General features: G+C 44.5%; 25 protein-coding genes and 1 tRNA gene. 16 read left to right on the plus strand and 10 right to left on the minus strand.

The window, feature by feature from the left end; all coding sequences use genetic code 11:
* Together ABIL00_05325 and ABIL00_05330 are read right to left on the minus strand one after the other, a co-directional pair.
* The coding region (locus ABIL00_05325; GenBank protein MEO0110175.1) for a hypothetical protein at window positions 1-999 on the minus strand (999 nt) is incomplete at its 3' end.
* A 154-nt stretch (window positions 1,000-1,153) separates the two neighbouring features.
* Entirely contained in the window at window positions 1,154-4,645 is a 3,492-nt protein-coding gene (locus tag ABIL00_05330; protein MEO0110176.1) for a C25 family cysteine peptidase, read from the minus strand.
* 134 nt (window positions 4,646-4,779) lie between these two features.
* Between ABIL00_05330 and ABIL00_05335 the strand changes: the two genes are divergently transcribed.
* The 6 genes from ABIL00_05335 to ABIL00_05360 are packed head-to-tail and all read left to right on the plus strand — an operon-like array spanning window position 4,780 to window position 10,485.
* Window positions 4,780-5,232 carry a hypothetical protein gene (locus tag ABIL00_05335; GenBank protein MEO0110177.1) on the plus strand — a complete coding sequence of 151 codons (453 nt, stop codon included), beginning with the start codon at window positions 4,780-4,782 and terminating at the stop codon, window positions 5,230-5,232.
* Between the two features lie 49 nt (window positions 5,233-5,281).
* Window positions 5,282-6,253, plus strand: a complete 972-nt coding sequence (locus ABIL00_05340) for a CoA-transferase (protein ID MEO0110178.1) — start codon at window positions 5,282-5,284, stop codon at window positions 6,251-6,253.
* 1 nt (window position 6,254) lies between these two features.
* Complete coding sequence (locus tag ABIL00_05345; protein MEO0110179.1) at window positions 6,255-7,016, plus strand: CoA-transferase; 762 nt, start codon at window positions 6,255-6,257, stop codon at window positions 7,014-7,016.
* On the plus strand, window positions 7,016-8,119 hold the full coding sequence (locus ABIL00_05350; protein MEO0110180.1) for an acyl-CoA dehydrogenase family protein: 1,104 nt from the start codon (window positions 7,016-7,018) through the stop codon (window positions 8,117-8,119). The genes ABIL00_05345 and ABIL00_05350 overlap by 1 nt, the downstream gene beginning before the upstream one ends.
* A gap of 14 nt (window positions 8,120-8,133) precedes the next feature.
* Entirely contained in the window at window positions 8,134-9,276 is a 1,143-nt protein-coding gene (locus ABIL00_05355) for an acyl-CoA dehydrogenase (protein ID MEO0110181.1), read from the plus strand.
* Between the two features lie 21 nt (window positions 9,277-9,297).
* Window positions 9,298-10,485, plus strand: a complete 1,188-nt coding sequence (locus ABIL00_05360; protein ID MEO0110182.1) for a kelch repeat-containing protein — start codon at window positions 9,298-9,300, stop codon at window positions 10,483-10,485.
* On the opposite strand, the gene ade is transcribed toward ABIL00_05360, so the two are convergent.
* From ade to raiA, 8 genes are all read right to left on the minus strand, one after another.
* Window positions 10,482-12,158 carry an adenine deaminase gene (ade, locus tag ABIL00_05365; GenBank protein ID MEO0110183.1) on the minus strand — a complete coding sequence of 559 codons (1,677 nt, stop codon included), beginning with the start codon at window positions 12,156-12,158 and terminating at the stop codon, window positions 10,482-10,484. The genes ABIL00_05360 and ade overlap by 4 nt on opposite strands.
* 1 nt (window position 12,159) lies before the next feature.
* Complete coding sequence (gene hpt, locus ABIL00_05370; protein MEO0110184.1) at window positions 12,160-12,690, minus strand: hypoxanthine phosphoribosyltransferase; 531 nt, start codon at window positions 12,688-12,690, stop codon at window positions 12,160-12,162.
* 6 nt (window positions 12,691-12,696) lie between these two features.
* Window positions 12,697-12,769: transfer RNA gene (locus ABIL00_05375), tRNA-Pro, on the minus strand.
* 2 nt (window positions 12,770-12,771) lie between these two features.
* Window positions 12,772-13,398, minus strand: a complete 627-nt coding sequence (locus ABIL00_05380) for a protein-L-isoaspartate(D-aspartate) O-methyltransferase (protein ID MEO0110185.1) — start codon at window positions 13,396-13,398, stop codon at window positions 12,772-12,774.
* A gap of 675 nt (window positions 13,399-14,073) precedes the next feature.
* On the minus strand, window positions 14,074-14,526 hold the full coding sequence (locus tag ABIL00_05385) for a formylmethanofuran dehydrogenase subunit E family protein (protein ID MEO0110186.1): 453 nt from the start codon (window positions 14,524-14,526) through the stop codon (window positions 14,074-14,076).
* Window positions 14,496-14,909: a hypothetical protein gene (locus ABIL00_05390; protein ID MEO0110187.1), complete on the minus strand. Its 414-nt coding sequence runs from the start codon at window positions 14,907-14,909 to the stop codon at window positions 14,496-14,498. Before ABIL00_05390 ends, ABIL00_05385 begins: the two co-directional genes overlap by 31 nt.
* A gap of 2 nt (window positions 14,910-14,911) precedes the next feature.
* Window positions 14,912-15,886 carry an HPr(Ser) kinase/phosphatase gene (hprK, locus tag ABIL00_05395; GenBank protein ID MEO0110188.1) on the minus strand — a complete coding sequence of 325 codons (975 nt, stop codon included), beginning with the start codon at window positions 15,884-15,886 and terminating at the stop codon, window positions 14,912-14,914.
* A complete protein-coding gene (gene raiA / locus ABIL00_05400) occupies window positions 15,859-16,170 on the minus strand; it encodes a ribosome-associated translation inhibitor RaiA (GenBank protein ID MEO0110189.1) in 312 nt (103 codons plus the stop codon). The genes hprK and raiA overlap by 28 nt, the downstream gene beginning before the upstream one ends.
* 125 nt (window positions 16,171-16,295) lie before the next feature.
* Between raiA and ABIL00_05405 the strand changes: the two genes are divergently transcribed.
* From ABIL00_05405 to ABIL00_05450, 10 genes are read left to right on the plus strand one after another with little or no spacing between them, the layout of a single operon-like run.
* The gene (locus ABIL00_05405; GenBank protein MEO0110190.1) at window positions 16,296-17,141 is read left to right on the plus strand and encodes a hypothetical protein; all 846 of its coding nucleotides are present in this window, start codon (window positions 16,296-16,298) and stop codon (window positions 17,139-17,141) included.
* 33 nt (window positions 17,142-17,174) lie between these two features.
* A complete protein-coding gene (locus ABIL00_05410) occupies window positions 17,175-17,732 on the plus strand; it encodes a DJ-1/PfpI family protein (protein ID MEO0110191.1) in 558 nt (185 codons plus the stop codon).
* A gap of 3 nt (window positions 17,733-17,735) precedes the next feature.
* A complete protein-coding gene (gene dtd / locus ABIL00_05415; GenBank protein ID MEO0110192.1) occupies window positions 17,736-18,179 on the plus strand; it encodes a D-aminoacyl-tRNA deacylase in 444 nt (147 codons plus the stop codon).
* Window position 18,180: 1 nt separating this feature from the next.
* The gene (locus ABIL00_05420) at window positions 18,181-19,023 is read left to right on the plus strand and encodes a YicC/YloC family endoribonuclease (GenBank protein ID MEO0110193.1); all 843 of its coding nucleotides are present in this window, start codon (window positions 18,181-18,183) and stop codon (window positions 19,021-19,023) included.
* A gap of 26 nt (window positions 19,024-19,049) precedes the next feature.
* Window positions 19,050-19,613, plus strand: a complete 564-nt coding sequence (gene gmk / locus ABIL00_05425) for a guanylate kinase (GenBank protein ID MEO0110194.1) — start codon at window positions 19,050-19,052, stop codon at window positions 19,611-19,613.
* Window positions 19,610-19,834: a hypothetical protein gene (locus ABIL00_05430; GenBank protein ID MEO0110195.1), complete on the plus strand. Its 225-nt coding sequence runs from the start codon at window positions 19,610-19,612 to the stop codon at window positions 19,832-19,834. The genes gmk and ABIL00_05430 overlap by 4 nt, the downstream gene beginning before the upstream one ends.
* Window positions 19,800-20,993, plus strand: coding sequence for a bifunctional phosphopantothenoylcysteine decarboxylase/phosphopantothenate--cysteine ligase CoaBC (coaBC, locus tag ABIL00_05435; protein MEO0110196.1), 1,194 nt, complete (start codon window positions 19,800-19,802; stop codon window positions 20,991-20,993). Before ABIL00_05430 ends, coaBC begins: the two co-directional genes overlap by 35 nt.
* A 1-nt stretch (window position 20,994) precedes the next feature.
* The gene (gene dnaB / locus ABIL00_05440; GenBank protein MEO0110197.1) at window positions 20,995-22,359 is read left to right on the plus strand and encodes a replicative DNA helicase; all 1,365 of its coding nucleotides are present in this window, start codon (window positions 20,995-20,997) and stop codon (window positions 22,357-22,359) included.
* Window positions 22,356-23,684: a DNA repair protein RadA gene (gene radA / locus ABIL00_05445; protein ID MEO0110198.1), complete on the plus strand. Its 1,329-nt coding sequence runs from the start codon at window positions 22,356-22,358 to the stop codon at window positions 23,682-23,684. The genes dnaB and radA overlap by 4 nt, the downstream gene beginning before the upstream one ends.
* An 11-nt stretch (window positions 23,685-23,695) precedes the next feature.
* Window positions 23,696-24,262, plus strand: a complete 567-nt coding sequence (locus tag ABIL00_05450; GenBank protein ID MEO0110199.1) for a TRAM domain-containing protein — start codon at window positions 23,696-23,698, stop codon at window positions 24,260-24,262.
* Window positions 24,263-24,571 lie beyond the last annotated feature (309 nt).

Below are 24,571 nucleotides of genomic sequence, written 5' to 3' on the forward strand. Positions count from 1 at the left end.
CTTGCTTATATTTTGCGGACGAAACCATTTAAACACGCCAATATTTCGGTAACGAAGATAGATTTCGCCAATATCCTGACCATATTCATTCGGACCACGCCAGACAACAAAGACCCGGTTATTATAAAACTCAATGGAAGGTTGAGATGCCGGCTGGGTAATTGGGTCAGAAGGAGTAGAAATAGGAGTTCTTATACTCCAAATTGGTGCCACACCACTCCTTATCCGAGAAGGATTTATCCAGTTCGTATTCTTCTTATAAAAGATGCGGTCAACCCCATTCTCCCGCCACTTGTAAGCGATATGGATAGTATCCGCATTATTATGTCCGCTCACCGCAATTGAAGCCTCCATATTATATACATTACCAGGACCGACATCAATCTCATCCACAACTGAAACTGATGTTGGAATTGCCCGCGGACGCCTGCCAACATTCAAAGTATCCCAAGCAACAAAGGTGATATAACACCGGCCAGTATAATAAGGCGGATACTCCGTCCGTTCAGCCCAACTGTATACAGTATAAGCCATCGGACTACTTCCACCCGAAGGACTCACAACAGTTGATGTTGAATATATGCGATTGAAACCATCATCCCATAATTGCTCTGAGCCACTTGAATTCCAATTGTTTGTTCCTCTTCGGATACTGCCGCCTAAATCATCATCCTCACCCCAGGCACCTCTCCAAGCAACCCAAGGGTTGTTGCCTTGAAGCGATAGACTGACAAGGTCACCGGAAAGCATATCTTCAAGCGGTGCCCAGGATATTCCGGAATTAGTAGAGAAGGTATAAGCCGCCCACCAAACCGAAGAATATGGGTAGTCAAAAACAAGATGAAGATGCCCATTTGCTGGATTACGGATAATCCGCCGTCCTTGATTTGGCTCTGTTGCATCCGAGTAGTCAACCCGCCAAGAGTGAGTCTGTGCCAAAAGCGACACCGCCACAAAGATTATTCCAAAAACCGATAATGGAAACCTCCCCTTTTTCATTTTAATCACCCCTCTTTATGGCTCTTTATTTTATAAGATAAGGTAAAACCTTACCTTATAATAGCCATATAAAATTATAAAACAAGAATTTAATCCTGTCAAGAAATAAAGGGGGGCGGAAAATTCCGCCCCCTTCTCCTTATTTTGCGCTTTCCTATTTCAGAATCACCAACCGCTTCTCTATCTCTCGCTCATTGGTCTTTATCTTTAAGAAGTAAACCCCTGGCGGTAGATTTCGCAAAGGAAGTTCTAAGTATGGTTTATGAGCAAAACCGGAATTGACCTTCTTGCCCAGGCAGTCGTATATCTCATAAGTAAATTGGGAAACCCCATCCATAGCCAGATAGACCTTACTCCTAGCTGGATTGGGATAGAGATAGAAACTACTCTTATTGACGAAATCACCTTTCTTTTCTTCAGAAACTCCTAAGAAGCGGTCATAGAAACTCTGGGCGCTATCGCAATTGGCTAAAAAGGAAAGGGAATCACTCCCCCCGACAATGGCATAGGCAACCCTCTGACGAAAACCAACCGGTAGGTCAAAAGGACCAGCGGAAACACAAATTGACCAGTCATAAGCCCGGTTGGAACTGGCAAAGGAATAGGTGCCATTTAAGAAACGCCACTTCATCCCTTCGCTCATTGCTGAATCCGGATAGACAAACCGGTCGTGGTCAATGACACTCAGATTCCGAGCGGTTGTCGGGTATAAGAGTTTAATTCCGACACAAGGGTTAGGAGTAGTGGAATTTCTCATCATCGCCACCCTTTTCGCACTAATCGTTCGGGCATAATCCGCAGGTGGCGAGGCGGTTGAGATGTCAAAGTCGCAGATAATTCCGGAATATAAGCCATTAATCGCTTGGCTCCCCGCATTCTCGTAGTCAAAGGCTAAGATGATGAAGTCGTCATAGCCGGGTTGAGCAGACATATAACTATTCTGATAGACTTTTAGACCTTTTGGGGTAGAATGCGCCGCATCGTTATAGATTGCCCGATAATGCTCATCACCAACCAAAGGTGGCAAGATAAGCCGAACACTATCCACCAAACGCCAATCGGTATTTAAGGTAGATGCTGGCCGGCCGTAGAATCGGTCAACGATATAACTCTCACTATTCCCTGCCAGATGACCACCAAAATATAAGACACTAGCTGCACTCTTCGGATACCGGAAACCACTTCCCAAGTCAAATGCCGGGGCATCATAACCAATGGAACCAAGACAGGTAACCGTCAATTTACAATACCCTGTATCGTGGTCGGCAACAATTGTCCCAGGCATCTGGGGTTGACCAACGGTTAGAGAAAATTGCACTTCCCAGGTTCCCTGGTCCGCAGAGACAAAGACCGTAAAGTTAATGACACTACCTGGGGGTGTGGAAGAAGAAGCCGAAATCCGGTAATTATCGCCTCTTGCGGTATCACCTTGATTAATCTGCCCGTAAGAAGAAGTAGAATCAAGCCGGGTAATATAAGAAGATGCGGTACGCAACTTACCTGTCACATTAGTGGCATTAAGATTTCCAATATTCTTTAAGGTCACCCAAAGGTTAACCGCCTCCCCTGGGTCAAGCCGATTATTCGGATTTGCCTGTCCGGCATCATCAATATAAACCGACTGATAAACGATTAAGGGTGCTGGTGCCCCAGTAGCCACTGGTATTGTCTTTTCCACTGGTAAGCGGTTCTTCGCAGTGACCGTTAAAAAGATTTGCCCCGGAGTTTGGGCATTAACTACCAAATCAACCCAACCCGAAGTATTCGTCTTACCCTTAGAATGAACCTCACCCGCTTTATAAAGGCAGACTAAGGCGTTAGGCAATGGATTGCCACCAGAAGTTACTGTTACCCGAACGGTCCGCGGACCGGTATAGATTGTCTCAGGACTTAAAACCTGCATCGTCTGGGGCATATCACTCCACATTGCCATCTCCGGGTCACCAAAGAGATTTAACTCAAATACACACCAACGCCAAACCTGTTGGGAACCCGCGGGACCGGCATAGTAATCCTTTGCTCGGGAATGGGCAACACCAATCTCAAATGAATCGTAGTTAAAGAAGAAGTCATAGAAACGGACATCAAGTTTTTCCGAAGGTCCCATAGAAGGTGGTTGACCAAACCCATACCGGGAATTCATAATCACCGCGACACAACCGCCATTAGCATTCTTCATTAACTCCTCTGCTAAACAGTCTGAGGTCTCAAAGTTTCCCGGATAGCAGGCGATGGAGTTTAAGATTGTTAACTTTTGACCATTGGTCTGTTGCGCTGCCTGGGTCGTGGTATAAATTGCCGAACCGTTATCATGATATAAACCGACATCATCGCCGTGCGCTGAGGCATGACAGAAGGCATAGCCGGTATCTAAGGCGTTCTTCATCGGTGAAGTACCGGATGGGTCAATTAGATGCTGGTCGGTCCAACCCGCAGGTGTGATATTAGAGATGGTGTCATTGACAATCCGACCGTGATAACCGGTAAAGAGATTGACCGAAGGCAAAAGGATTCTTTTTAAGTAGGCGGTTGAGACCGGTGTCTTCTCATAGGTTAAAACTTTATTAATGAAGGTATTGATCTCGGTTTGATTCTCAACCGATGCCCGACCAACATACAAATCGGCATAGAAGTCAACAGTATCACCATCCGCTTCCCCGAAGATATTATCCCGGTCACCATCCCAGGACCATTGCAAATCGGCAAAGTATAAATCACAGGGGATATTTCCGGTATAAGGACTAACCACCGCCCTTGCCCGGCGGCAGGGAACAACCGAATTGTCACCCGCCAATAAGACATACTTCAAACCCTGATTTCGCCAGTAGTCAATAATAAAGTTTCTAATCTTCTCTTGCAGGTCTCTTCCCGGATAAGTAGAACTTATCCATTCCGTTGTCTTCACCTCAGTATAAAATCCTTTCTTTGTCTTCCAAGTCTTAAAATTATCCCAATAGGTAGAGAGGGCATTGGTAGTGATAATTACATAATCAACATCCGGATTATCGGAAAATCTTAAAGGTGGTGCGTATCTTTCTGCATCCTCGGGATTTTTGACAATTGATTTTACCTCTTTAATAAATAATTCCTTTTGGGAAGGGGTGATGGGAGTTGGTGAATAGTCAAGGGATAAATCATAATTAACTTTTACCCGAAGGTGGTAGTAAAAGACCAGTTTATTCTCCTTTGGTAGATAACGAACCGGATTTAAGAGAAAAGAAGAGATGCGCCAACCGGACTTGGTTCCGGTTCTTAACCCCTCGGCAAAGGAATTGGGATATTCCGCCATTAAAGAATAGACCGCCTCAGTTGGAGAAGTGAAAGGAATTTCTCCTTTATAAGAGATTGGTCTAGGTGGTTGAGCGGGATAAATCTTTTTATCTAAGGAAAATTCCTGAGAGGCGATTGGTATTGCCTCAACCGACTTTCCTTCGGCATCCGGCGGGATTAAGAGATTTACCGGAACCTGGGGTAAAAGTGGATTGCCGGGTTCAGAAAGAAAGACCTCATCGGCAAGATGGGGGATGATAAACCCGTCCTTCTCTTCTAAGATAAGGGAATTGGGTTTGAGAATAAAATCAAACTCCATTTCTCCCGCCAAGAGAAGAGAAAGAAAAAAGAAAAGGCAACTTAAAGATTTTAGCATAAAAAACCTCCTGCCCTTAATTCTAAGTGATCTTTTCATAAGAAAAATTATAATCCCAATTTTAGTAAAGTCAAATTTCTTCCCGACTTCAATACCTTAGATTGACGAAATCCATTTATTTTGTAAAATATTATATGGGGTTATCAAAAACTTCCCTCGGCGAGTTTAATAGGATTTTTATCCCCAAAATTATAATTATCCTTCTCCTTTCCTGCCTGCCTCAGTCAAAGATCTTAAAGGATGCGGACAAAAAGGCAAGTGTTGGTCATTATGAAGATTTCTTTATTGTTATCTCTAACGGTAACGGCTTTAAGGAAGATGTGACCAAGTGGCGAAGGGAAATTGAAAAGGATAAGAAGTTTCTTATTTACCTCACCAAAAAGTTCTTTCCTATTCCGGATGATACTGAGTTTGAATTTAAGTTTGTCGGGCGGGATACAGTTAATAAATACCTCTTTTTGAGATACTTTGCCCCTCTCCGTGACCCGAAAGGAGAGATTGCCGGTTGGCAGGTCCTATTTATCTTCCGGGAAAGGGATAAATCTTGTGAAAAGATTCTCATCTCCGAAGTGCCCTTAGAAGATTGACTTCCTTCTTTTTTCTCTTATAATCCAAGTTATAAAAAGCGGAGGAATTATGAAGATTTTAGAAGAAGGTCTGGGTGAATTATATTGCCCGCCCGACCCGAATGGCTTCCGGGAATGGGTCCATAAGAATAAAGATTTGGCAATGAAAGAAAAGGTGATGGATGAGAAGACCGCCATCGCCACTTTCGTTAAAGATGGGGATTATATCGGAACCGAACTCTACGGCACAGTCCGGGCACCGATGTCCTTAATCCGGGAGTTAATCCGCCAAAAAAAGAAAGATTTACGGGTGGCGGGTCAAGGGATTATTGAAATTGACTTTCTTTTAGCCGCGGATTTAGTTAGATCTCTTGACATCACCTATGTCGCCTATGAGGTCTATGGCATCTCTCATATTTTAAGACGAGCAGTGGAATCGGGAAAGGTGAAGACAACGGAATGGTCAAATGCGGCAATCGCCTGGCGTTTCAAGGCAGCAGCAATGGGTGTTCCCTTCTTACCCACCCGCTCTATGCTCGGTACCGACACCTTCAAAAGAAGTGGCGCCAAAGTTGTAGAGTGCCCTTTCACTAAAATGAAGGTCTGCCTCCTTCCCGCTTTGTATCTTGATGTGGGCTTCATCCACTGCCACCGGGCGGATAAATACGGGAACTGTCAAATTGACGGCATCTCGGGTTTTGCCTTTGAATTTGCCCGCGCCTGCAAAAGACTCATCATCTCAACAGAGAAGATTATCCCCCACGATGAGATCAAAAGATATCCAGAAAGGACCATCATCCCCTATTATTTAGTGGATGCGGTGGTGGAAGCACCTTATGGCAGTCATCCCGGTGAGATGTGTTATCTCTACTGGCGGGATGAAGAACATTTGAAGAAATTCCTTGAAGATTCCAAGGATCCAGAAAAGACCAAAGCCTACTTGGATAAATACATCTACGGAGTGAAAAACCATTGGGAATATATTAACTTGATCGGCCTTGAAAGATTAAAATGGTTGGAGTCCCAAATTGGTGGGAGGTAAGATGCAATATTCCGAAACCGAACTTTTAATCTGTGTTGCCGCACGCTTGATGGAAGATAGAAAAACCGCCTTCATCGGCACCGGCATTCCAATGCTGGCTGCGGCTTTAGCCAAAAAAATTCACGCCCCCAATTTGGTCGCGGTCTTTGAATTTGGGGGTATTGGTCCAAGTTTGGAAAAACTACCACTCGGAGTCGGTGATTCCCGAACCTTCCACCGGGCGATTGCGGCAATGGGCATTTGTGACATAATGGAGACCGCCCAAAGGGGATTTATTGAATACGGCTTTTTGGGTGGTGCCCAGATTGATATGTACGGCAATCTCAACTCAACGGTGATCGGACCTTACTTTCCGCCGAAGGTTCGCCTTCCCGGTTCTGGTGGTGCCAATGATGTCGGTTCCTTCTGTTGGAAGACAATCGCTATTATGAGGGAGCATAATAAGAAACGTTTTGTAGAAAAGGTTGACTTCATTACAACCCCTGGTTATCTCACCGGTCCTAAAGCCCGAGAAGCGGTTGGTTTACCACCAAATACCGGTCCTTACCGTGTCGTAACCAATCTGGCACTTTTGGGTTATGAGGAAAAGTCTAAACGGATGATGCTTTTAGCCACCCATCCTGGTGTGGAAGTTAAAGACGTAATAGAAAATACCGGATTTGAACTGATTATTCCCGATGATGTGGGTAAAACCGAACCACCGACCGAAAAGGAATTAAAAATTTTACGGGAAGAGGTTGACCCAGACCGATTGTATATCTGATGTTAGAGAGAGTAAAATCTTTAAGGAAAGAGGTGAGGGATTTCTGCGAAAGGGAAATTGTTCCCGTTGGTGAGTCCCTTGCGGAATTAAAGAGTAATCTAAAAAAACTCGCCCAAAGGGGTTATTTAGGAATTACCTATCCCAAGGAATATGGCGGTCTGGGTGAGAACTATCTTACCTATTCTATAATTGCCGAAGAGGTCTCCCGCATCTGCGCCTCAACCGGTTTAACCCTCTGCGCCCACAACTCCTTAGGCACCTATCCCCTATTTAAGTTTGGCAATGAAGAGCAGAAGAGAAAATATCTCCCCGGGCTCTGCCGGGGTGAGAAGATTTCCGCCTTTGGCTTAACCGAACCGAATGCCGGTTCTGATGCTAGCGCCATTGAAACGAGGGCGGAAAAGAGAGAGGACGGCTATATCCTTAATGGCACAAAGAGATTTATCACCAGTGGCGGCTTTGCCGAAGTATTTTTAATCGCCGCCACTTTGGATAGAAGTTTAGGAACAAAAGGGATTTCTATCTTCATCTTAGAAAAAGGGATGAAGGGATTTTCCATCGGCAAAGAAGAAGATAAATTGGGAGTAAGGGGTTCCAATACTGTGGAGTTAATTTTAGAAGATGTCTTTGTGCCCAAGGAAAATCTTTTGGGTAGAGAAGGGGAAGGTTATAAATACTTTATGGAGACCTTAGATGGCGGACGGATCTCTATCGCCTCTTTCGCCTTAGGGATTGCCCAGGCAAGTTTGGAAAAGATTATCCAATGGGAAAAAGAAAAAAATACCCGCTCCCAGATGGTCTATAAAATTTTAGCCGACCTCTCCTCCCAAATCGCTGCTGCCCGGCTTCTAACCCACCAGGCCGCGATCTTAAAAGATAAAGGGGAAAGAGCAGATTTGGAAGCCTGCCAAGCGAAACTTTTTGCCTCTGAGATTGCTTGGCGGGCAACAAGTGATGCCTTAAGGATTTATGGTTGGGAAGGGCTTTCAACCTCTTTGCCCTTAGAGAGGTTCTATCGGGATACAAAAATCTCGGAGATTGGAGAAGGAACATCCGAGATAATGAGGATCATTATCGCCCGGGAGTTATTAAAAAACTCTTAAATTGGGAGGTAAATATGAACTTTGAATTGACCGAAAATCAAAAGATGATTCAGGAGATGGTCAGGAAGTTTGCCAAGGAGCAGTTAGAACCAGTCGCCGCGGAATACGATAGAACCGGTGAATTCCCGAAGGAGAACATTAAGAAATTGGCGGAATTGGGTCTCATGGGGATGATTATCCCCGAACAATACGGTGGTGCCGGGATGGACTTCGTCAGTTTAGCGATTGCCATTGAAGAGATTTCTAAGGCGTGCGCCTCAACCGGGGTGATTGTGGCGGTCAATAACTCCTTAGTCTCCTATCCGATTCTCACCTTCGGCACCGAAGAACAGAAGAAGAAATACCTACCCCAATTAGCCAGCGGTGAAAAACTTGGTGCCTTTGCCCTCACCGAGCCAAATGTCGGCTCCGACCCGGCTTCCTTAGAGACAACCGCTAAATTAGACGGTGATTACTATGTCTTAAACGGCACAAAACGCTTTATCACCAACGGTGGTGCCGCTGATATATTTTTAGTCTTTGCCACCATTGATAAGACAAAGGGTTATAAAGGAATCTGCGGCTTCATTGTGGAGAAGGGTTATAAAGGGTTTTCTTTAGGTAAGCACGAAGACCTAATGGGCATTCGGGCAACCGGCAACTGCGAACTCATCTTTGAAGATTGTCCTGTGCCGAAGGAAAATCTCTTAGGAAAAGAAGGGGAAGGTTTCAAGATCGCCCTCCACACCCTTGACTGCTCAAGGATTGATATCGGTGCCCAAGCGGTTGGCATTGCCCAGGCCGCCTTAGAAAAATCCCTCCAGTACGCAAAGGAGCGGAAGCAATTCGGCAAATATCTCTATGAATTTGAGATGATTCAAGAGATGCTCGCCAGTATGGCGACAAAAATCCAAGCCGCCCGATTTTTGGTCTATTATGCCGCCTTCTGCAAAGATAAGGGTCTACCCCGCTTCTCCAAAGAGTCGGCGATGGCAAAACTCTTTGCCGCCGAGGTCTGCGTTGAGGTAACAAAGAATGCGGTTCAGATTCACGGTGGTTACGGTTATACCAAAGACTACGCCGTGGAGCGCTACTATCGGGATGCCAAGTGTATGGAAATCTATGAAGGGACCTCCGAAATTCAGAAGATTGTTATCGCCCGGAATCTAATCGGCTAAAAAGGGGAAAATTTAATAGAAGTGATCTTCCTTTTTCCCTTTTTCTTTTTCCAGCAGATTATTTGGGTTAAAGCGACTGATGCCGCGGGCTGGTCACCAAGATGGGGTCATACCTCAGTTGTCGCCCAGAACCAAATCTGGGTGATCGCTGGTGGGGACGAAAGAATCTGGAAGAATGATGTCTGGTATTCTTTTAATGGCAGAGATTGGTTTTTGGCGATTGACTCCTCTCCTTGGACACCAAGACACGGTGCCGTTTCTCTTGTTCGCAATGACACACTCTGGCTCTTTGGCGGTTGCGACCAAAATGGTTTTAAGAGCGATGTCTGGTTTTCCCCGGATGGGATAAATTGGGAAAAGAGAATAGATTCTGCTCCCTGGACACCGAGATGGGGGCACCGGATTGTTCTCTTCCATAACCAATTTTGGCTCTTGGGTGGAGAAGATAGAAATCTAAACTTAAAGAATGATGTCTGGTATTCCGAAGATGGCAGAGATTGGCATTTGGCTACCCCCTCCGCGGATTGGTCACCCCGATGCCGGCACACCGCCCTTAATTTCCGGAATAAAATTTGGATTTTGGGAGGAACTGACGGCCGGGTGCGCAACGATGTTTGGTATTCCGAAGATGGCAGAAACTGGACATTGGCAAATAGTTCTGCCCAATGGCCACCTAGGTCTTGCTACACGGCGGCTGTTTTTCAAGATAAAATTTGGCTTGGGGGTGGATTGGATAGTCTGAATTTAAGAAACGATGTCTGGTATTCCGAAGACGGCATAAACTGGGAAGAGGCGTTACCAGTTGCCCCTTGGTCCAGGCGAAGATGTAATACCTTAGTCTCTTTTGATAATCGGCTTTGGGTTTTAGGGGGTAATGATGGCACTCCCCGGAATGATATCTGGTATACATCTGGTCTCAGTGTCAGCGAAGATACCTTTCAGAAAATCCTCTCTCCCCAAATCTTCCCAAACCCATTTTCCAAATCTACCCTCATCCGCTACCGCGGACAAAAAAAGATTAGTATTAGTATTTATTCCATTTTGGGAGAAAAAATTAAGACCCTCATTAAGGAAAATGTGATTTCCAGAGGTTATACCATCATCTGGGATGGTCGGGATGATAAAGGGAAAGAAGTTCCCAAAGGGATTTACCTTTTAAGATTCTCCCTAGCCAAAAATAATTATCTTTTCCCCCTTATAAAGATTTAATCACCAAAAATTGGGACAAATTGAAACTTCTCAACATCAAAAAGACCTTTATCAGTGAGTTTTAACTCCGGGATAACCGGTAAGGCGAGAAATGAGAGCGTGGCAAAGGGATTAACAAGTTGGCATCCCAGTTTTCTTGCCCAATCTCCCATCTCTTCTAAAGAGGAAATAACCTCCTCCGCTTTTTTATCCGATAAAAGGCCGGCAATCGGGAGTGCTAATTCCTTTATCTTCCCCCTGCCCAATACCACCATCCCCCCTCTCATCTCAATAATCCTTTTCGCCGCGGAAAATATCTCCTCATCCTTAACCCCGACCACAATTATATTATGAGAATCGTGCGCCACCGAACTACCAATCGCCCCTTCCTTTAAGCCAAAACCACTCACAAAACCAATCCCGATATTACCAGTTCCCTTATGCCTCTCAATCACCACCAATTTCAATATATCCCTTTCGGTATCAGAAATAACCTCTCCCTCTTTCACCTTCGGCACTACCAACTCTTTTTTTGTTATAATCTGCCCCGGCAAAACCTTTATCACCTTAATCACCTTCCGCTCATCCTTAACCAAAAATCTCTCTAAGGAGAGACCCTTCACTCGAAAGGTTGATTTATTAGGAAGTTCGTAACCTTTTAGGGAAGTGGCAATCTCCCCATCTTTTGCCACGACCGCGCCGTTCTTTATCACCATCAAAACCCTAAAATCCTTTAAGTCCTTAACAATTGTCATATCCGCCCGATAACCAGGGGCAATCGCCCCGATGTTTCGCAAAGGGAAGTAGGTAGCGGGATTTAAGGTCGCCATCCGGAGAAGGAGAATCGGGTCTATCCCCAAAGAGACCCCTTTTCTCAAAATGGCATTGAGATGACCCTCTTTTAATAAATCCTCCGGATGGATATCATCAGAGCAGAGAAGGAGTCTTCTCTCATTTCGCCAGTTGATAATCGGCAGAAGGTCTTTTAAGTTTTTTGCCGCTGACCCTTCCCTCACCATTATCCACATCCCCAAACTTAACTTCTCCTTTGCCTCTTCGGCATTGACAGATTCGTGGTCGGAGGAGATACCAGAGAAGAGATAAATTGCCAAGTCTTTTCCCCTCAAACCCGGAGAATGGCCATCAATCACCAATTCCCGCCCACTTTTTTGCACCAATCTTATCTTCCCTAAAATTTCCTTATCCCCGCTAATCACTCCGGGAAAGTTCATCACCTCTGCCAAACCCAATATCCTCTTCTCTTTTAATAACCTCCTCATCTCTTTTAAGCCAATCTTTCCACCCGCAGTCTCAAATTTTGTTGCCGGGACACAGGAAGGGATGAGAAAATAGAAATCCTGGGGTAGGTTTCTGGTCGCTTTTAAGAGATAATAAATCCCCTTAATCCCTAAGACATTACTAATCTCATGGGGGTCGCAGATTAAAGTCGTGGTACCAGAAAGGAGGGTAAGTCGGGAGAATTCATTGGGTGAGAGAAGGGAACTTTCTAAGTGGATATGACTCTCAATCAGACCCGGTAGGAGATAAGACCCTTTAAGGTCAATCTCCTCCTCTCCGGAGAGGTACGGACCGATCTCTCTAATCTTTCCAGAAGAGACCAAAATGTTAGTTTTGACAATCTCTCCGGTGAAGATATTTACTAACCTCCCATTCTTCAATAAGAGATTATCCATATCACTCTCGTTCAATATAGCCAATGTAGGGCAAATAACGGAACCTCTCCGCATAATCAATGCCGTAGCCAACGATAAACTTATTCGGCACCTTAAAACCAACATACTTAACCGGAATCTTAACCTCCCTCCTCTCCTCTTTATCCAAAAGGGCACAAATGGCAATACTTTTTGGCTTTTTCCTTTTTAAGTATTGAAGGAGATATTTAAGACTCAATCCGGTATCAATAATATCCTCAATGATAATTATCTCCTTTCCTTTCACCTTCTCCCGCAAACCTTTCTCCAACTTAATCCTCCCCGAACTTTTAGTCTTCTTTCCGTAGGAGGCGATACTGATAAAATCACAGATCACAGGAATTTTCATCTCCCGCACCAGGTCGGCAAAGAAGACCCAACTTCCCTTTAAGACACCGACCAAAACCGGTACCGAATTTTTATAATCCCGAGAGATTTCTTTCGCCAATTCCTTAACCCTTCTCTTAATCTTTCTTTCCGAGATTAACCTTTTTACCTTAATTTCTTCCTTCATAAAAAATCGGGGCGACTGGATTTGAACCAGCAACCTCTTGGTCCCGAACCAAGCGCGCTAACCGTTGCGCTACGCCCCGTTTCAGCGCACCAAAGGCGAAAAGATTACTTCCCGTAAGGGACGCAATTTTATCTTTTCGCTCAATTTTAGGCAGAGATAGATAAATTGCTTCTCCCCTACTTTTTTGGGATAGATAATCCTTCCCCCATCCTTTAACTGCGCCAATAAAGGATTAGGGATAGTTTCTAAACAGGCACTGATGATAATCCGGTCAAAGGGACTCTCTTCTTCCCAGCCAAAAAATCCATCCCCAAAACGGAAAGAGACATTTTTTATCCCTAAACCAAAAAGCCTCTCTTCCGCCTCCCTCCCTAAACTTTTTATCCTTTCAATGGAAAAGACCTCTTTTACTAATAGAGCCAAAAGCGCGGTTTGGTAACCACTCCCAGTGCCAATCTCCAACACCTTAGAATCTTCTTTCAGCAAAAGGTTTTGAAGCATAAAGGCAATAGTAAAAGGAGCGGATGTTGTTAAACCCTGATGGATACTAATCGGACAATCCTCATAAGCCAAAGGCCGGTAAATTTCCGGAATAAAAATTTCCCTCGGGATTTTAAGAAAGGCGGATAAGACCCGTTCGTCTTCTATCCCCTTTCTCCTTAACTCTTCAACTAACGCCTTTCTTTCCGCAAGCGAATTCCGAAGCACTACATAGAATAACAAAAGAAAAGAAAAAGTCAATTCCCCAATTACCTAAAACACTTCCTCTTGTTATCCCAAATCACCATTTTCCAAAATAAATAAGTTATTGTAAGTTAAAGACTTATAAAAAAGGGGGGAAATTTTGTGTCAGAAATTGGGGGGTATTTCCGTATTTATTATAGAGGGCTATGAAGAAGTTAAAAGAAATTATTAAGGATTTTCCCCTTTTGGAGGTATCCGCCTGGGGCGGATTTATAATTATCAGAAGAGAGATTAAGGAGGTATTATCGGGTAATTAGCAGTTAACAAAATGGCATTAAGAGTGAGATTTTTATCAAACAGGAGGGTTTTATCTTTATAAAAAGGGGTGTAGCATACAGGGGATGGTATCAGGGATTTAATGGAAGGGATAATATAAGGTCTAAAAGAAGGGATAATTTTACACCTAATTGGAGATTTAATAAAGGTTTTAATTGGGGATTTAATAAATACTCTAAAAGAGGGTATAATTGGAACTTTAATCCAGAGTTTAATAGAAGGGATAATAAAGAGTTTAATCCTATGTCTAATTAAGGGTTTAATCCGAAGGGAAAATAGAAGCCTAATTGCCATCCATTACGGGTCGCACCCGTCTGATTAAAGTCAATACCCAAGCACCGAAGGGGAAGAACGGAAAAAATCCTATTTACTCCAAGAAGAGAACCAGAGATTTTCTCCTTTCTCTTTCAATATCTCATCCGCATCCTGAGATAAGTCTTGGGAGTTGAGGCAACGGGTAATTACTTCCTTCTTAATCTTAAATTTGACTGCCTTTCCCGTTTTCCGATTTTTCACCCTCACCCAGCCTTTACCCTTCCTTAAAATTATATTCCCCTTACCCATCGTTGTCCCTAAAGAGCATTGTAAACCATCAATGATACAGGTAAAAGGTTTCCTTTTTTCTATACCAACTATTGCCAAAAGGTCAGTAATCCCCTCTGGCTTTAAGAACCTTTTTATTTCTTTTCCAATCCGAAAGCCTAAGGCAAGAAAAGGTCCATTATGGCCATGAAATTTTATCGCCTGGGAATAAGATAAGCCAATGCCTTGCGAATGCTGAGCCTTCAAATCCCGGAGGTAGAGAGCCTTTTCCAATCTATAATCTTTATCCCGTTCTTCCCTGCGGTCAATAAGCGGGAGAGGAGTGTAGAAAAGTCAACTCTGTCCCGATACTGAAGGAATTTGAAGAGGATGGGAAGATTTAACCCCGCGATGACCACAATATCCTTAAAATCTTCTTTCAAGGCTAAACAGACCTGAGAGCAACTTCCCCCCTCCACATCCACAAAGATAATAACCTTTTCGTTTTTGATGCGTGATAACTTACTTCTTAACCTCCGTTTCATCTCCGCGGCGGAGAGACCAGCATTAGAGAGAAAGGCAAAATCAGATACCTTCCCGAAGATTGACTCTAAGACCTTCTTGTAGGCTTGAGGTAAATCGGCATGGGCAAAAATGATACCGTAAACCTTTGCCATAACTATTCAATATCCTCAGTGATCCCCCGGTCAATAGTTGGTTTACCCTCCATAATCCTTGAGATCTCCTCATAGAAGGTTTTGGCTGGGTGATAACCGAGAATTTTCGCCAAATGGTTTTTGGCAATCACCTCACAGACCAAGGCTAAGTTCTTTCCCGGAATGACCGGCACCCGCACCAGAGGGATTTTTACACCCAAGATTTTGGTAAACTTATCCTCCAAACCGATTCTTTCAATCTCCATCCCTTTCCGGAAAGGAACCAGTTCGCAGACGACTTCAATCCTCTTTTGAATTCTTATCGCCCGCACCCCAAAAAGGGAGTAGATATCAACAATCCCTACCCCCCGTAATTCAATATGGTGGCGCAGTTTTTCCGATCGGGCAGCACTATACCCCATAATCACTCCTTCCCCCCGTCGCAAAACCTTCACCAGATCGTCCGCCACCAACCGGTGTCCCCGAGCAACCAGGTCTAAGGCGCATTCGCTTTTCCCAATTCCCGACCTCCCAACGATTAAAATTCCAATGCCGTAGATATCAACCAAATCACCATGGATGTAAGTCTCCGGTGCCAACTTATAGTCAAGATAGGTGGTTAGTTTGTGGATGAGGTGTAAGGTGGGAAGTTGACTTTTGAAGATGGGAATCTCTTTTTGCCTAAATTCGGAAAAAGTTTTCGCAGGGGCGGTGAGAATAAAAGCGGGCGGGGAAAAGGAGAAGAGTTTTCTTATCGCCTCCCTTCTCTCCTCCTTACTCTTCGTTCCCAGATAGGAAGATTCGGTGCGCCCGATAATTTGAATCCGGTCTTGAGGGAAATGTTCCGTATAACCGGCTAAAGCTAAACCGGGGCGATTGATGTCAATCACCTTTACCTTCCGATTTAACCCCTCCTCCCCGGATATTAACTTTAACTTCAAATCCTCTCTCTTTTCTTCGTAAATAGTTTTTACCGTAATCTCTTTAATTTTCGCCATTTCTTCTTTATCCGCTCATCCTCCTTTTTTAATTGGACGAATAATTTCTCTAAGGCGGCGGTGGTGACCATTCCCAAATCCGGACCTCTACTCTTGGAGGTGAAAACCCCGTATTTCAAATCAATTTTTCCTTCCGCCGTGAAATTGGTTGACTCCCGAGAAAGAATCAGTTCGCATTTGATTATCTTATCGGAATACTTCTCAAATTTTCTCTCTTTTTTCCCAATCAACTCCCTCACCTTAGGTGGTAGTTCAAAATGCCGGGTTGTGAGGTCTATCTTCATAGATCCTCCCATCAAGGAATTATAAGTGAAGATCTCAAAAAGTCAATAATTTTCTCTAAACTTCAAAATAAGCGATACCGGACTATATTATTTGACAAACGGCTCCTCTTTTCTTAAAATCCCTTATGGAAATTGCCGAGTTTCTTTCCGAAATTGAAAAAGATGCCCAGAGACTCCGGAGGGTTGTTCGTCTCTACCAAAAGATAAAAGAGAAAGGGGATTTGATAAAGATAGAGAAGTTCCTCTTAAAGAAAGATAAGGAAATCGGCGGTTTGAAAAGTGAGTATCTTAAAAACCTGGCGGAAAATTTCTATAAGGAGATTGCCGACTTTCTGCAAGCGGAGAAGGATACTTTGCGGGAGAAGTTTGGCCGGGAATTAAAGGAGTTGGTGGAAAGAGAAGGGAAGGTGATAAAAGGGCAGTATCCCGATTTAAAAATCGGCCTTTTGACCTTAGAGGTAAATTTTTTAGGAAACTATGCCCATCTCTATTGGGGCAATAAATTGGAAATGATAAGAAGGAAAATTCCCTTAAATCCGCCCTTAATCCTTCGGGCAATCCAAGAATTTTACCAATCCCTTAAACCAAAGGAGTTTCATCCCCAACTCTTTCTCCAAAAACTTTTTCTTGCTTATCGCCATTTTCTTAGCGCTAATAAAAAGGGGGAAGGGGAGAGGGTCTTTCTCGTTGACCTCCTACCGGAAATTGCTTTTGCCATTCAGGGAAAGGAATTCCGGGAAGACCCGCGCCGGCGAAATTTTCGCGAATATCCAAGGTATCGGTTCAGTTATGATTTATACCAGTTAATAAATTCGGGAATGAGAGAGGTGGCAGGTTACACATTCTCCCTGGCTGTTGCTACCTTTGACCAGACCTTAGAAAAGAGGAAAGCGCTTTGGGTGCCAATCAACGAAGAAGGGGAAGGGGTCTACTATTCCACCATCGCCTTTCTCCCAGAAAGGGAGACTTGACGGAATTGATTTTTCCGTTAAAATTGAAAAAGTATGAAAACGTTTCTTCTCTTTCTTCTCAACTTTCTCCTTTCTTTTCCAAAAGATGGGGAGAGAGTAAGAAGTAAAAACTACCTCATCTTAATCGCTCCGCACGAGTTCTCGGAAAGTGAGTTCCGCGCCTTAGAGAAGAATCTAAAAGACGGCTCTTTAACCATTGCCGCCCTTGATACCACTCCCTGCCTGGGTGATTCGGCAATGTTGATTAAACCCCATATCACCCTCTCGCAGATTGATACCCTAAAATACGACATCTTAATTCTGATTGGTGGTCCCGGTATCCTCTTTTACGATAACGAAAAAATTCTCATCCCCATCCTCAACCACTTCGCAAATAAAGGTTTAGTAGGTTTAGGTATCTCCTCCTTACTTTTGGCTCGTTTCGGTATCTTAAAAGATAGACCCGCCACCACCATTCCCGATCAGTTGGCCATTAAGGAATTAAAGTCCCACTCCGTTATCTATCGGGATAAACCAGTAGTGAAAACGGGAAAGATTTTAACCGCACCCTCGGTCAATAAAAAACTCCTCTCCGAACTTTTTCGCCTTTAGAGAATGATCGCCCTCATCCAGAGAGTGAAAAATTCATTTGTGATCCGGCAGGCGACCGGGGAAGAGATTGCCCGCATCGGAAAGGGACTTTTGGTCTTTTTGGGAGTAAAAAAGGGGGATAGCGAAACGAACGCCGTCGCCCTGGCTAAAAAGATCCCCTCCCTCCGGATATTTGAAGACCAACAGGGCAAGATGAATCTCTCCCTTTTTGAAGTGAAAGGGGAAATCTTGGTTGTTTCCCAATTTACCCTTTACGCCGATACGAAAAAGGGGAACCGTCCTTCCTTTTCTGAGGCGGCGGAGAAAGAGAAGGCTTTCGCCCTATACGAGAAATTCCTTCACCATCTCCGCTATCAAGGTGTCCCAACAAAATCTGGCATCTTTGGGGAATCGATGCTCGTGGTGATTGAAAATGACGGACCGGTAACGCTAATTTTGGAGGAGTGATATGTTCAGTATGACGGGTATCGGTCGCGCCGCTTCTCAGGAACTCATCTGCGAAATCCGCTCCACCAATCATAAGTATTTAGAAATCTCTCTCCGCCTCCCTCCAGAATTAGAAGAAGTCGGGGAAGAGATTAAAGAGATCATAAGGAGATATTGCCGAAGGGGATTTATCACGGTGGAGATTCGTTTGGAGGATAAACACCTCCCCCTTTCTTTCAATAAAGAACGGCTCCAGAAGTACCTTAACCTCCTCGCGGAGATAAAAAAGGAATTCCCGATTGGTGGGGAAATTACTCTTCGGGACCTTCTTTCTCTGCCGGGGATTTTTTTCGTTGACCCCAACACAAAAAGAGAGATGTTAGAAACCGCTAAGAAGGTGACAATTGCCGCTTGCCGGAGGTTATTGGCGATGCGCCGAGAGGAGGGTAATAACCTATTAAAAGACTTCCGACAAAATTTGAAAAAACTGAAGTTGGTGATTAGCGAGGTAAAGAAAATAATACCCAAACGGTTAAAGGAGAAGAAAAAACTTTTAAGAGAAAAGTTTCAAAGGTTACCAAATCCTCTACCGGAAAACCGAATTGAAGAAGAGTTAGCCATTATGGCAGAAAGGGTTGATGTCTCAGAAGAACTAACTCGCCTCTCTTCCCATCTCCAACTTTTCTCCTCCGCCCTAAGAAGTAAAGAGAGTTCCGGTCGGAAATTGGAATTTATCCTTCAAGAGATGCTGCGGGAGGCGGAAACCCTTTCCGCCAAGACTCGGGATTTTTTTGTTGCCCGGGAGGTGATTGAGATTAAGGAGTTAATTGAGAGGATGCGCGAGCAGGCGCGGAATGTGGAATAGTCCTTGACTAATCCCATTTCTTCATTATGCTTAATTTAATGGGGAAATCTTTAATCTTCATTTTAACTGGGCCATCGGGGAGTGGTAAAACCACGATCCGGAAGGAGTTGAAAAAAAGATTTAGAAACTTCTTCTATTCGGTTTCCGCCACCACCCGAGCCCAAAGAAAAGGTGAAAGGAATGGGGTTGACTATTTTTTCCTTAGCAAGGAGGAGTTTCAACAGTGGCAGAAAGAGAGGAAGTTCTTGGAGACGGTGAAACGGTACGGTAACTATTACGGTACCCCAAAAGCACCGCTGCTTCGGGCGTTAAGAAAGGGGAAGGTCTGCCTTATGGATTTAGAACCGATGGGGGTGAAAAGAGTAAAAAAACTCTTCCCGGAAAGAACAGTGACGATTCTTTTACAACCACCCTCGGAAAAAGAACTCGCCTCCCGCCTGAAAAATCGTCTTCCCGAAGAGATAACGCTGCGGCAAAAGGAAGACCAAGAGGTCTTCTCTTCTGTCCCCTATGATTATCGGGTCTTAAATGAAGACCTAAAATCAGCCGTAGATAAAATTGCCGAGATTATAAGGAAGGAGTTAAAATGAAAGAGATTGGAGATATTTCACCGGAAAAGATTTGGCGTGTCTTTGAAAATCGTTATGAAGTAATTATCCGCTGTTCTCACCTTCTGCGAAAACTCTTAGAAGAACAGAGGGAAGGACGGTTTTCGCCCCCCGAAGGGGAAAACATCTTCGTCTATGCCCTAAAAAGGATCTTAGCGGAAGGGAAGAATGAGAAAGCGACCGGCGAGAGAAAGTCTAAGTGAGAAAGGGGAAAGTAAATCCCTCATCTTAGGGGTGAGTGGGGGGATTGCCCTCTACAAAGCCTTAGAACTCCTCCGCCTCTTCCAAAAAGAGGGTTTTGACTCTTGGGTGGTGATGACCGAAAATGCGAAAAGATTTATCTCCCCCCTCTCCTTTCAGACCTTCACTAAAAATCCGGTAATCACCGACCTCTTTACTGACCCCTTGATCCACATTGAACTTCAAAAAAAAGAGATTCTCCTTATCGCCCCCGCGACCGCTAATATCATCGCTAAGATTGCTCACGGGATCTGTGATGATGCCCTCTCCACTATCACCTGTGCCTTTCCCGGGAAAAAAGTTTTAGTCCCCGCGATGAATTGGGTAATGTGGGAAAACCCCATCGTCCAACAGAATTTACAGAAGTTAAAATCGCTTGCCTATCACATCTTAGAACCGAAGGAAGGGGAATTGGCTTCTGGGGATTGGGGAAAGGGTCGGATGCCCGAACCCGAAACGATCTTCTCCTTTGTCAAATCCCTTCTCACGGAAGAAGAACAGATTCTTTCTGGTTTAAGGATTCTCATCACCGCGGGTCGCACCGAAGAGGATATTGACGGCGTGCGCGTCTTGACCAACCGTTCCTCGGGCAAACTGGGCAAGGAGTTAGCGGAAAGGGCGAAGGATTTAGGAGCGGATTGCCTCTTGATCGCGGGTCGGATGGAAGAGAAGCCAAAAGGGATAAAAGTATTACCGGTCCGCACCGCCCAAGAGATGCTTTCCGCCTTAAAAAAGGAGATAAAAAATTTTGACGTCTTGATTATGGCTGCCGCGGTTGGTGATTATAAACCCGCCCGACCAGCACCGAAGAAGATAAAAGAGAAATCCTTTTCTCTTCCCTTAGTGAGAAATGTTGACATCCTGAAAAGCCTGGCGGGTGAAAAAATCTTTAAGGTTGGCTTCTCTCTGGATACCGAAGAGAAAATGACCCAGGAAGCGAAGCGTAAGTTAAAGGAGAAAAATTTAGACCTCATCTGTGCCAATCCCCCTCTAACCTTGGAAAGTGATTTTATTAAACCGACCCTCTTCTACCGGGACGGGAAAATAGAAGTGCTACCTGAGATGACGAAAAAGGATTTTGCCCTTCTCCTCCTGAAAAAGATTAAAAACCAAATCTCCTAAAATGGCTGAGAAAAAAATCCCTTACGATATTGATGCCGAAGCCGCCATTCTGGGAGCAATCCTTTTAGACCCCCAGATCCTTCCGCGCGTCTTAGAATATCTTGACGAATCCTGCTTCTATTTGGACCTGCACCGGGCGATCTTTCGCACCATCACCAATCTCTTTGAGAGAAATATTATTCCCGATTACATCACCGTCTCCGACGAATTGGAAAAGCAAAAAATCTTACAAGAAGGTAAAGGGAAAGAGACCCTTCTCCCTTTGGTGGATTCGGTTGGCACCTCTGCCAATTTTGAAGAATGGGCAAAGTTACTTTTAGAAAAGGCCCTTCTCCGGAAGTTAATCCAAACCTCCCAGCAAATCATCCAGGAGAGTATGGAAGAAGTGGAATCGGTGGATAACCTCTTAGACCGGGCAGAACAACTCATCTTCGCCATCCGCGAGGAGAGGATAAAGAAAACTTTCATCCCCTTGAAAGAATTAATAATGGCTACCATCCGGGAGGTTGAAGAATTATCAAAGAGAGGCGAGCGAGGATTTTTTACCGGTCTCAAGACCGGATTTTATAAACTTGATGAGTTAACCTCTGGTTTGCAACTGGGCGATTTTATCATCATCGCCGGTCGCCCGGCTATGGGGAAGACCGCCTTTGGTTTAAATATCGCCACCCGGGTGGCACAAATGAATAATTGTGCCTGTGCCATCTTTAGTTTGGAGATGTCTAAGGAACTTTTAGCCCAAAGGGTGCTCTGCGCGGAGACGAAAATCAGCCTCAAGAATCTCCGTTCCGGGAGAATCTCTCGGGAGGAGATGAGCCAAATGGTTCGCCTCATCGGTCCTCTCTACCAAAGTCAGATCTTCATTGACGATACCCCTTCCCTCTCAGTTCTGGATATCCGAGCCAAAGCGCGCCGCTTAAAAGCGGAAACTAACCTCTCCCTTATCGTCATTGACTACCTCCAACTCTTGGAAGGGGTGCGGGATACGAGAATCCCCTTCCGCTCCCGCCAGGAACTAGTGGCGGAGATGTCAAAATCTCTAAAAGCATTAGCCAAAGAATTGAATATCGCGGTGGTGTGTATCTCCCAACTCTCCCGCAGTCCGGAAAAAAGGCAACCACCGATCCCCCAACTTTCCGATTTGCGAGAATCCGGAGCGATTGAACAAGACGCCGACCTGGTCATCTTTCTCTACCGAGAGGAGATGTATAAAGAGGATACCCCAAATAAAGGTAAGGCGAAGGTGATTGTCGCCAAACAACGCAACGGACCGACTGGTAGTTTCCACTTGTCCTTTTTGGGAGAATTTATGCGTTTTGAAAATCTCACCTTCGCCGAAGAAGAAGAGATCATTGAAGATTTATGAAAAAGAAGACCTTCGTCTGTACCAACTGTGGCTATGAAACCTACAAATGGCTCGGTCGCTGTCCGGTCTGCCAATCCTGGGAAAGTTTTGTGGAAGAGAGCAAAGGAGAAATCTCTCCCCCTACGGAAAAACCCGTTCCCCTAAAAGAGATCGCCGCCGCGGGAGTGAAAAGGGAAAAGACCGGAATGGAAGAGTTTGACCGGGTCTTGGGTGGTGGATTAGTCCCCGGCTCTTTCATCTTAATTGGTGGCGAACCGGGAATTGGTAAATCAACCCTCATCCTGCAGATTGCCAATCTTCTCGCCGAGAAGGGAGAAAAGGTTCTTTACTGTTCCGCGGAAGAATCAAAAGAGCAGATTAAACTACGGGCTATTCGGCTCGGGATTACGGAAAGTTCCCTTTTTATCCTTTCCGAAGTCGTCTGGGAGGGAATCCTCTCGGCGACAGAAGAAATCTCTCCTCGGGTCTTAATCATTGATTCTATCCAGACCGTCTACAAATCTTCTCTTCCCGCCGCTGCCGGTAGTATAAGCCAGGTCCGGAGTATCTCTTCCGAGCTCTTACGAATCGCCAAGACCAATCAGGTATCAACCTTCATCATTGGCCATATTACCAAATACGGTGCCATTGCTGGACCGAAGACCTTAGAGCATATCGTTGATGTCGTCTTATATTTTGAGGGAGACAAATGGCGGGAGTATCGTCTTCTCCGTTCGGTGAAGAATCGCTTCGGTCCCACTAATGAAGTTGGGGTCTTCAAAATGACCGAAAGCGGTATCTTTCCGGTCAGTAATCCCTCCCACCTCTTTTTAAGCAAATATCAAGAACCGGTCTTCGGTTCGGTTGTCACCTGCACAATGGAAGGATCCCGACCATTACTCTGTGAAATCCAAGCCTTGGTCACCCCAACCTTTTACCCATATCCCCAAAGGTTAAGTCAGGGATTTGACCAACGTCGTCTGACGATGCTCCTTTGGGTATTGGAACAGAGGGCGGATTTATCCTTCTCTTCTCGGGATGTTTTCTTAAATATTGTCGGCGGCTTAAAGATTGAAGAGCCAGCCTGCGATCTCTCAGGTATCCTCGCCCTCAGTTCCGCCATTAAGAAGAAACCTTTGCCGTTAGATTTAACCGTGTTTGGGGAAGTAGGACTTTTGGGAGAGGTGAGACCAGTCTATTTGGCTACTGCCCGGATCAAGGAAGCAAAAAAATTGGGCTACAAGAAAGTTCTCCTCCCCAAGGAAAATCTCACAAAAGACGGGGAAATGGAGCAGATGGGAGTGAGAAACATCCGTGAAGCCTTAGAAATCTTTGAACTTCTCTAAAAGGAGGATTTATGCTTTTTAAGAAGGAGAAGGTCTTTGTTATTGACCCATTCACCATTTTTGATGGGCGCATCTGTGACTTTTTGGCACTGGGGTTGGTCTCGGGAAAATTTCTGGCAATTGAACCCCAGTGGGAAGAGAAAGAAGACTGGATGCAAAAAAAGGCGAAGGAGAACTTAGAGCGATTGAAGAAGACCTTGGGCAAGAACCTGAGCGTAGTCAAAGGAATAAAGACCAACGAAGAGATTATCAGATTGGTAAAGGAGAGGAAATCCTGTCTTTTAACCGCCGATGAAGAATTGGGAGCAGATAAGAATATTCCCGTGGTTACTATCCAGAGGATCTTTGATTGCCTAAAGCCGGCTTACCTTCCTGGTTCTCTAATCAATGTGAAAATTGTAAAAAAAGGAAAGGATGCCGATGAGGGGATTGGCTATTTAGAAGGTGGAATAAAGGTAATCGTTGACGGGGGGGCAAAATTTATTGGCCGGGAAATTGAAGTCTCGGTTTTAGGCTCTTTAAATACCTTAATCGGCAAAGTGATCTTCGGCAAGCCAAAATATAGCGAGGTAAAATAATATAAATTAGCTCACCGATTAGGCTATCGGTTAGACATCGGATTAACACTCAATTAGAACCTTTATTAGGCCCGTAATTAGAATCTTAATGAGACTGCCGATTAGACTCTTCATTCCTCCAGTTAACTCTCTTCTTAGACTCTTAATTAGAGCCATAATTAGGAATAAGATTAAAGAAAGAATTAGGCTGATTGTTAAACCTTCTATTAGCCCCTTAATACCATCCCCTGTATGGTTCACTCAATTTTATAAAAGGAATCCCCTCCCATTTATAAAATTCTTTCACTTAATTCCATTTTTAATTAAGAG

The sequence above is a fragment of the candidate division WOR-3 bacterium genome (genome assembly GCA_039801905.1).
GTDB lineage: Bacteria > Hydrothermota > Tepidihabitantia > Tepidihabitantales > JBDRVQ01 > JBDRVQ01.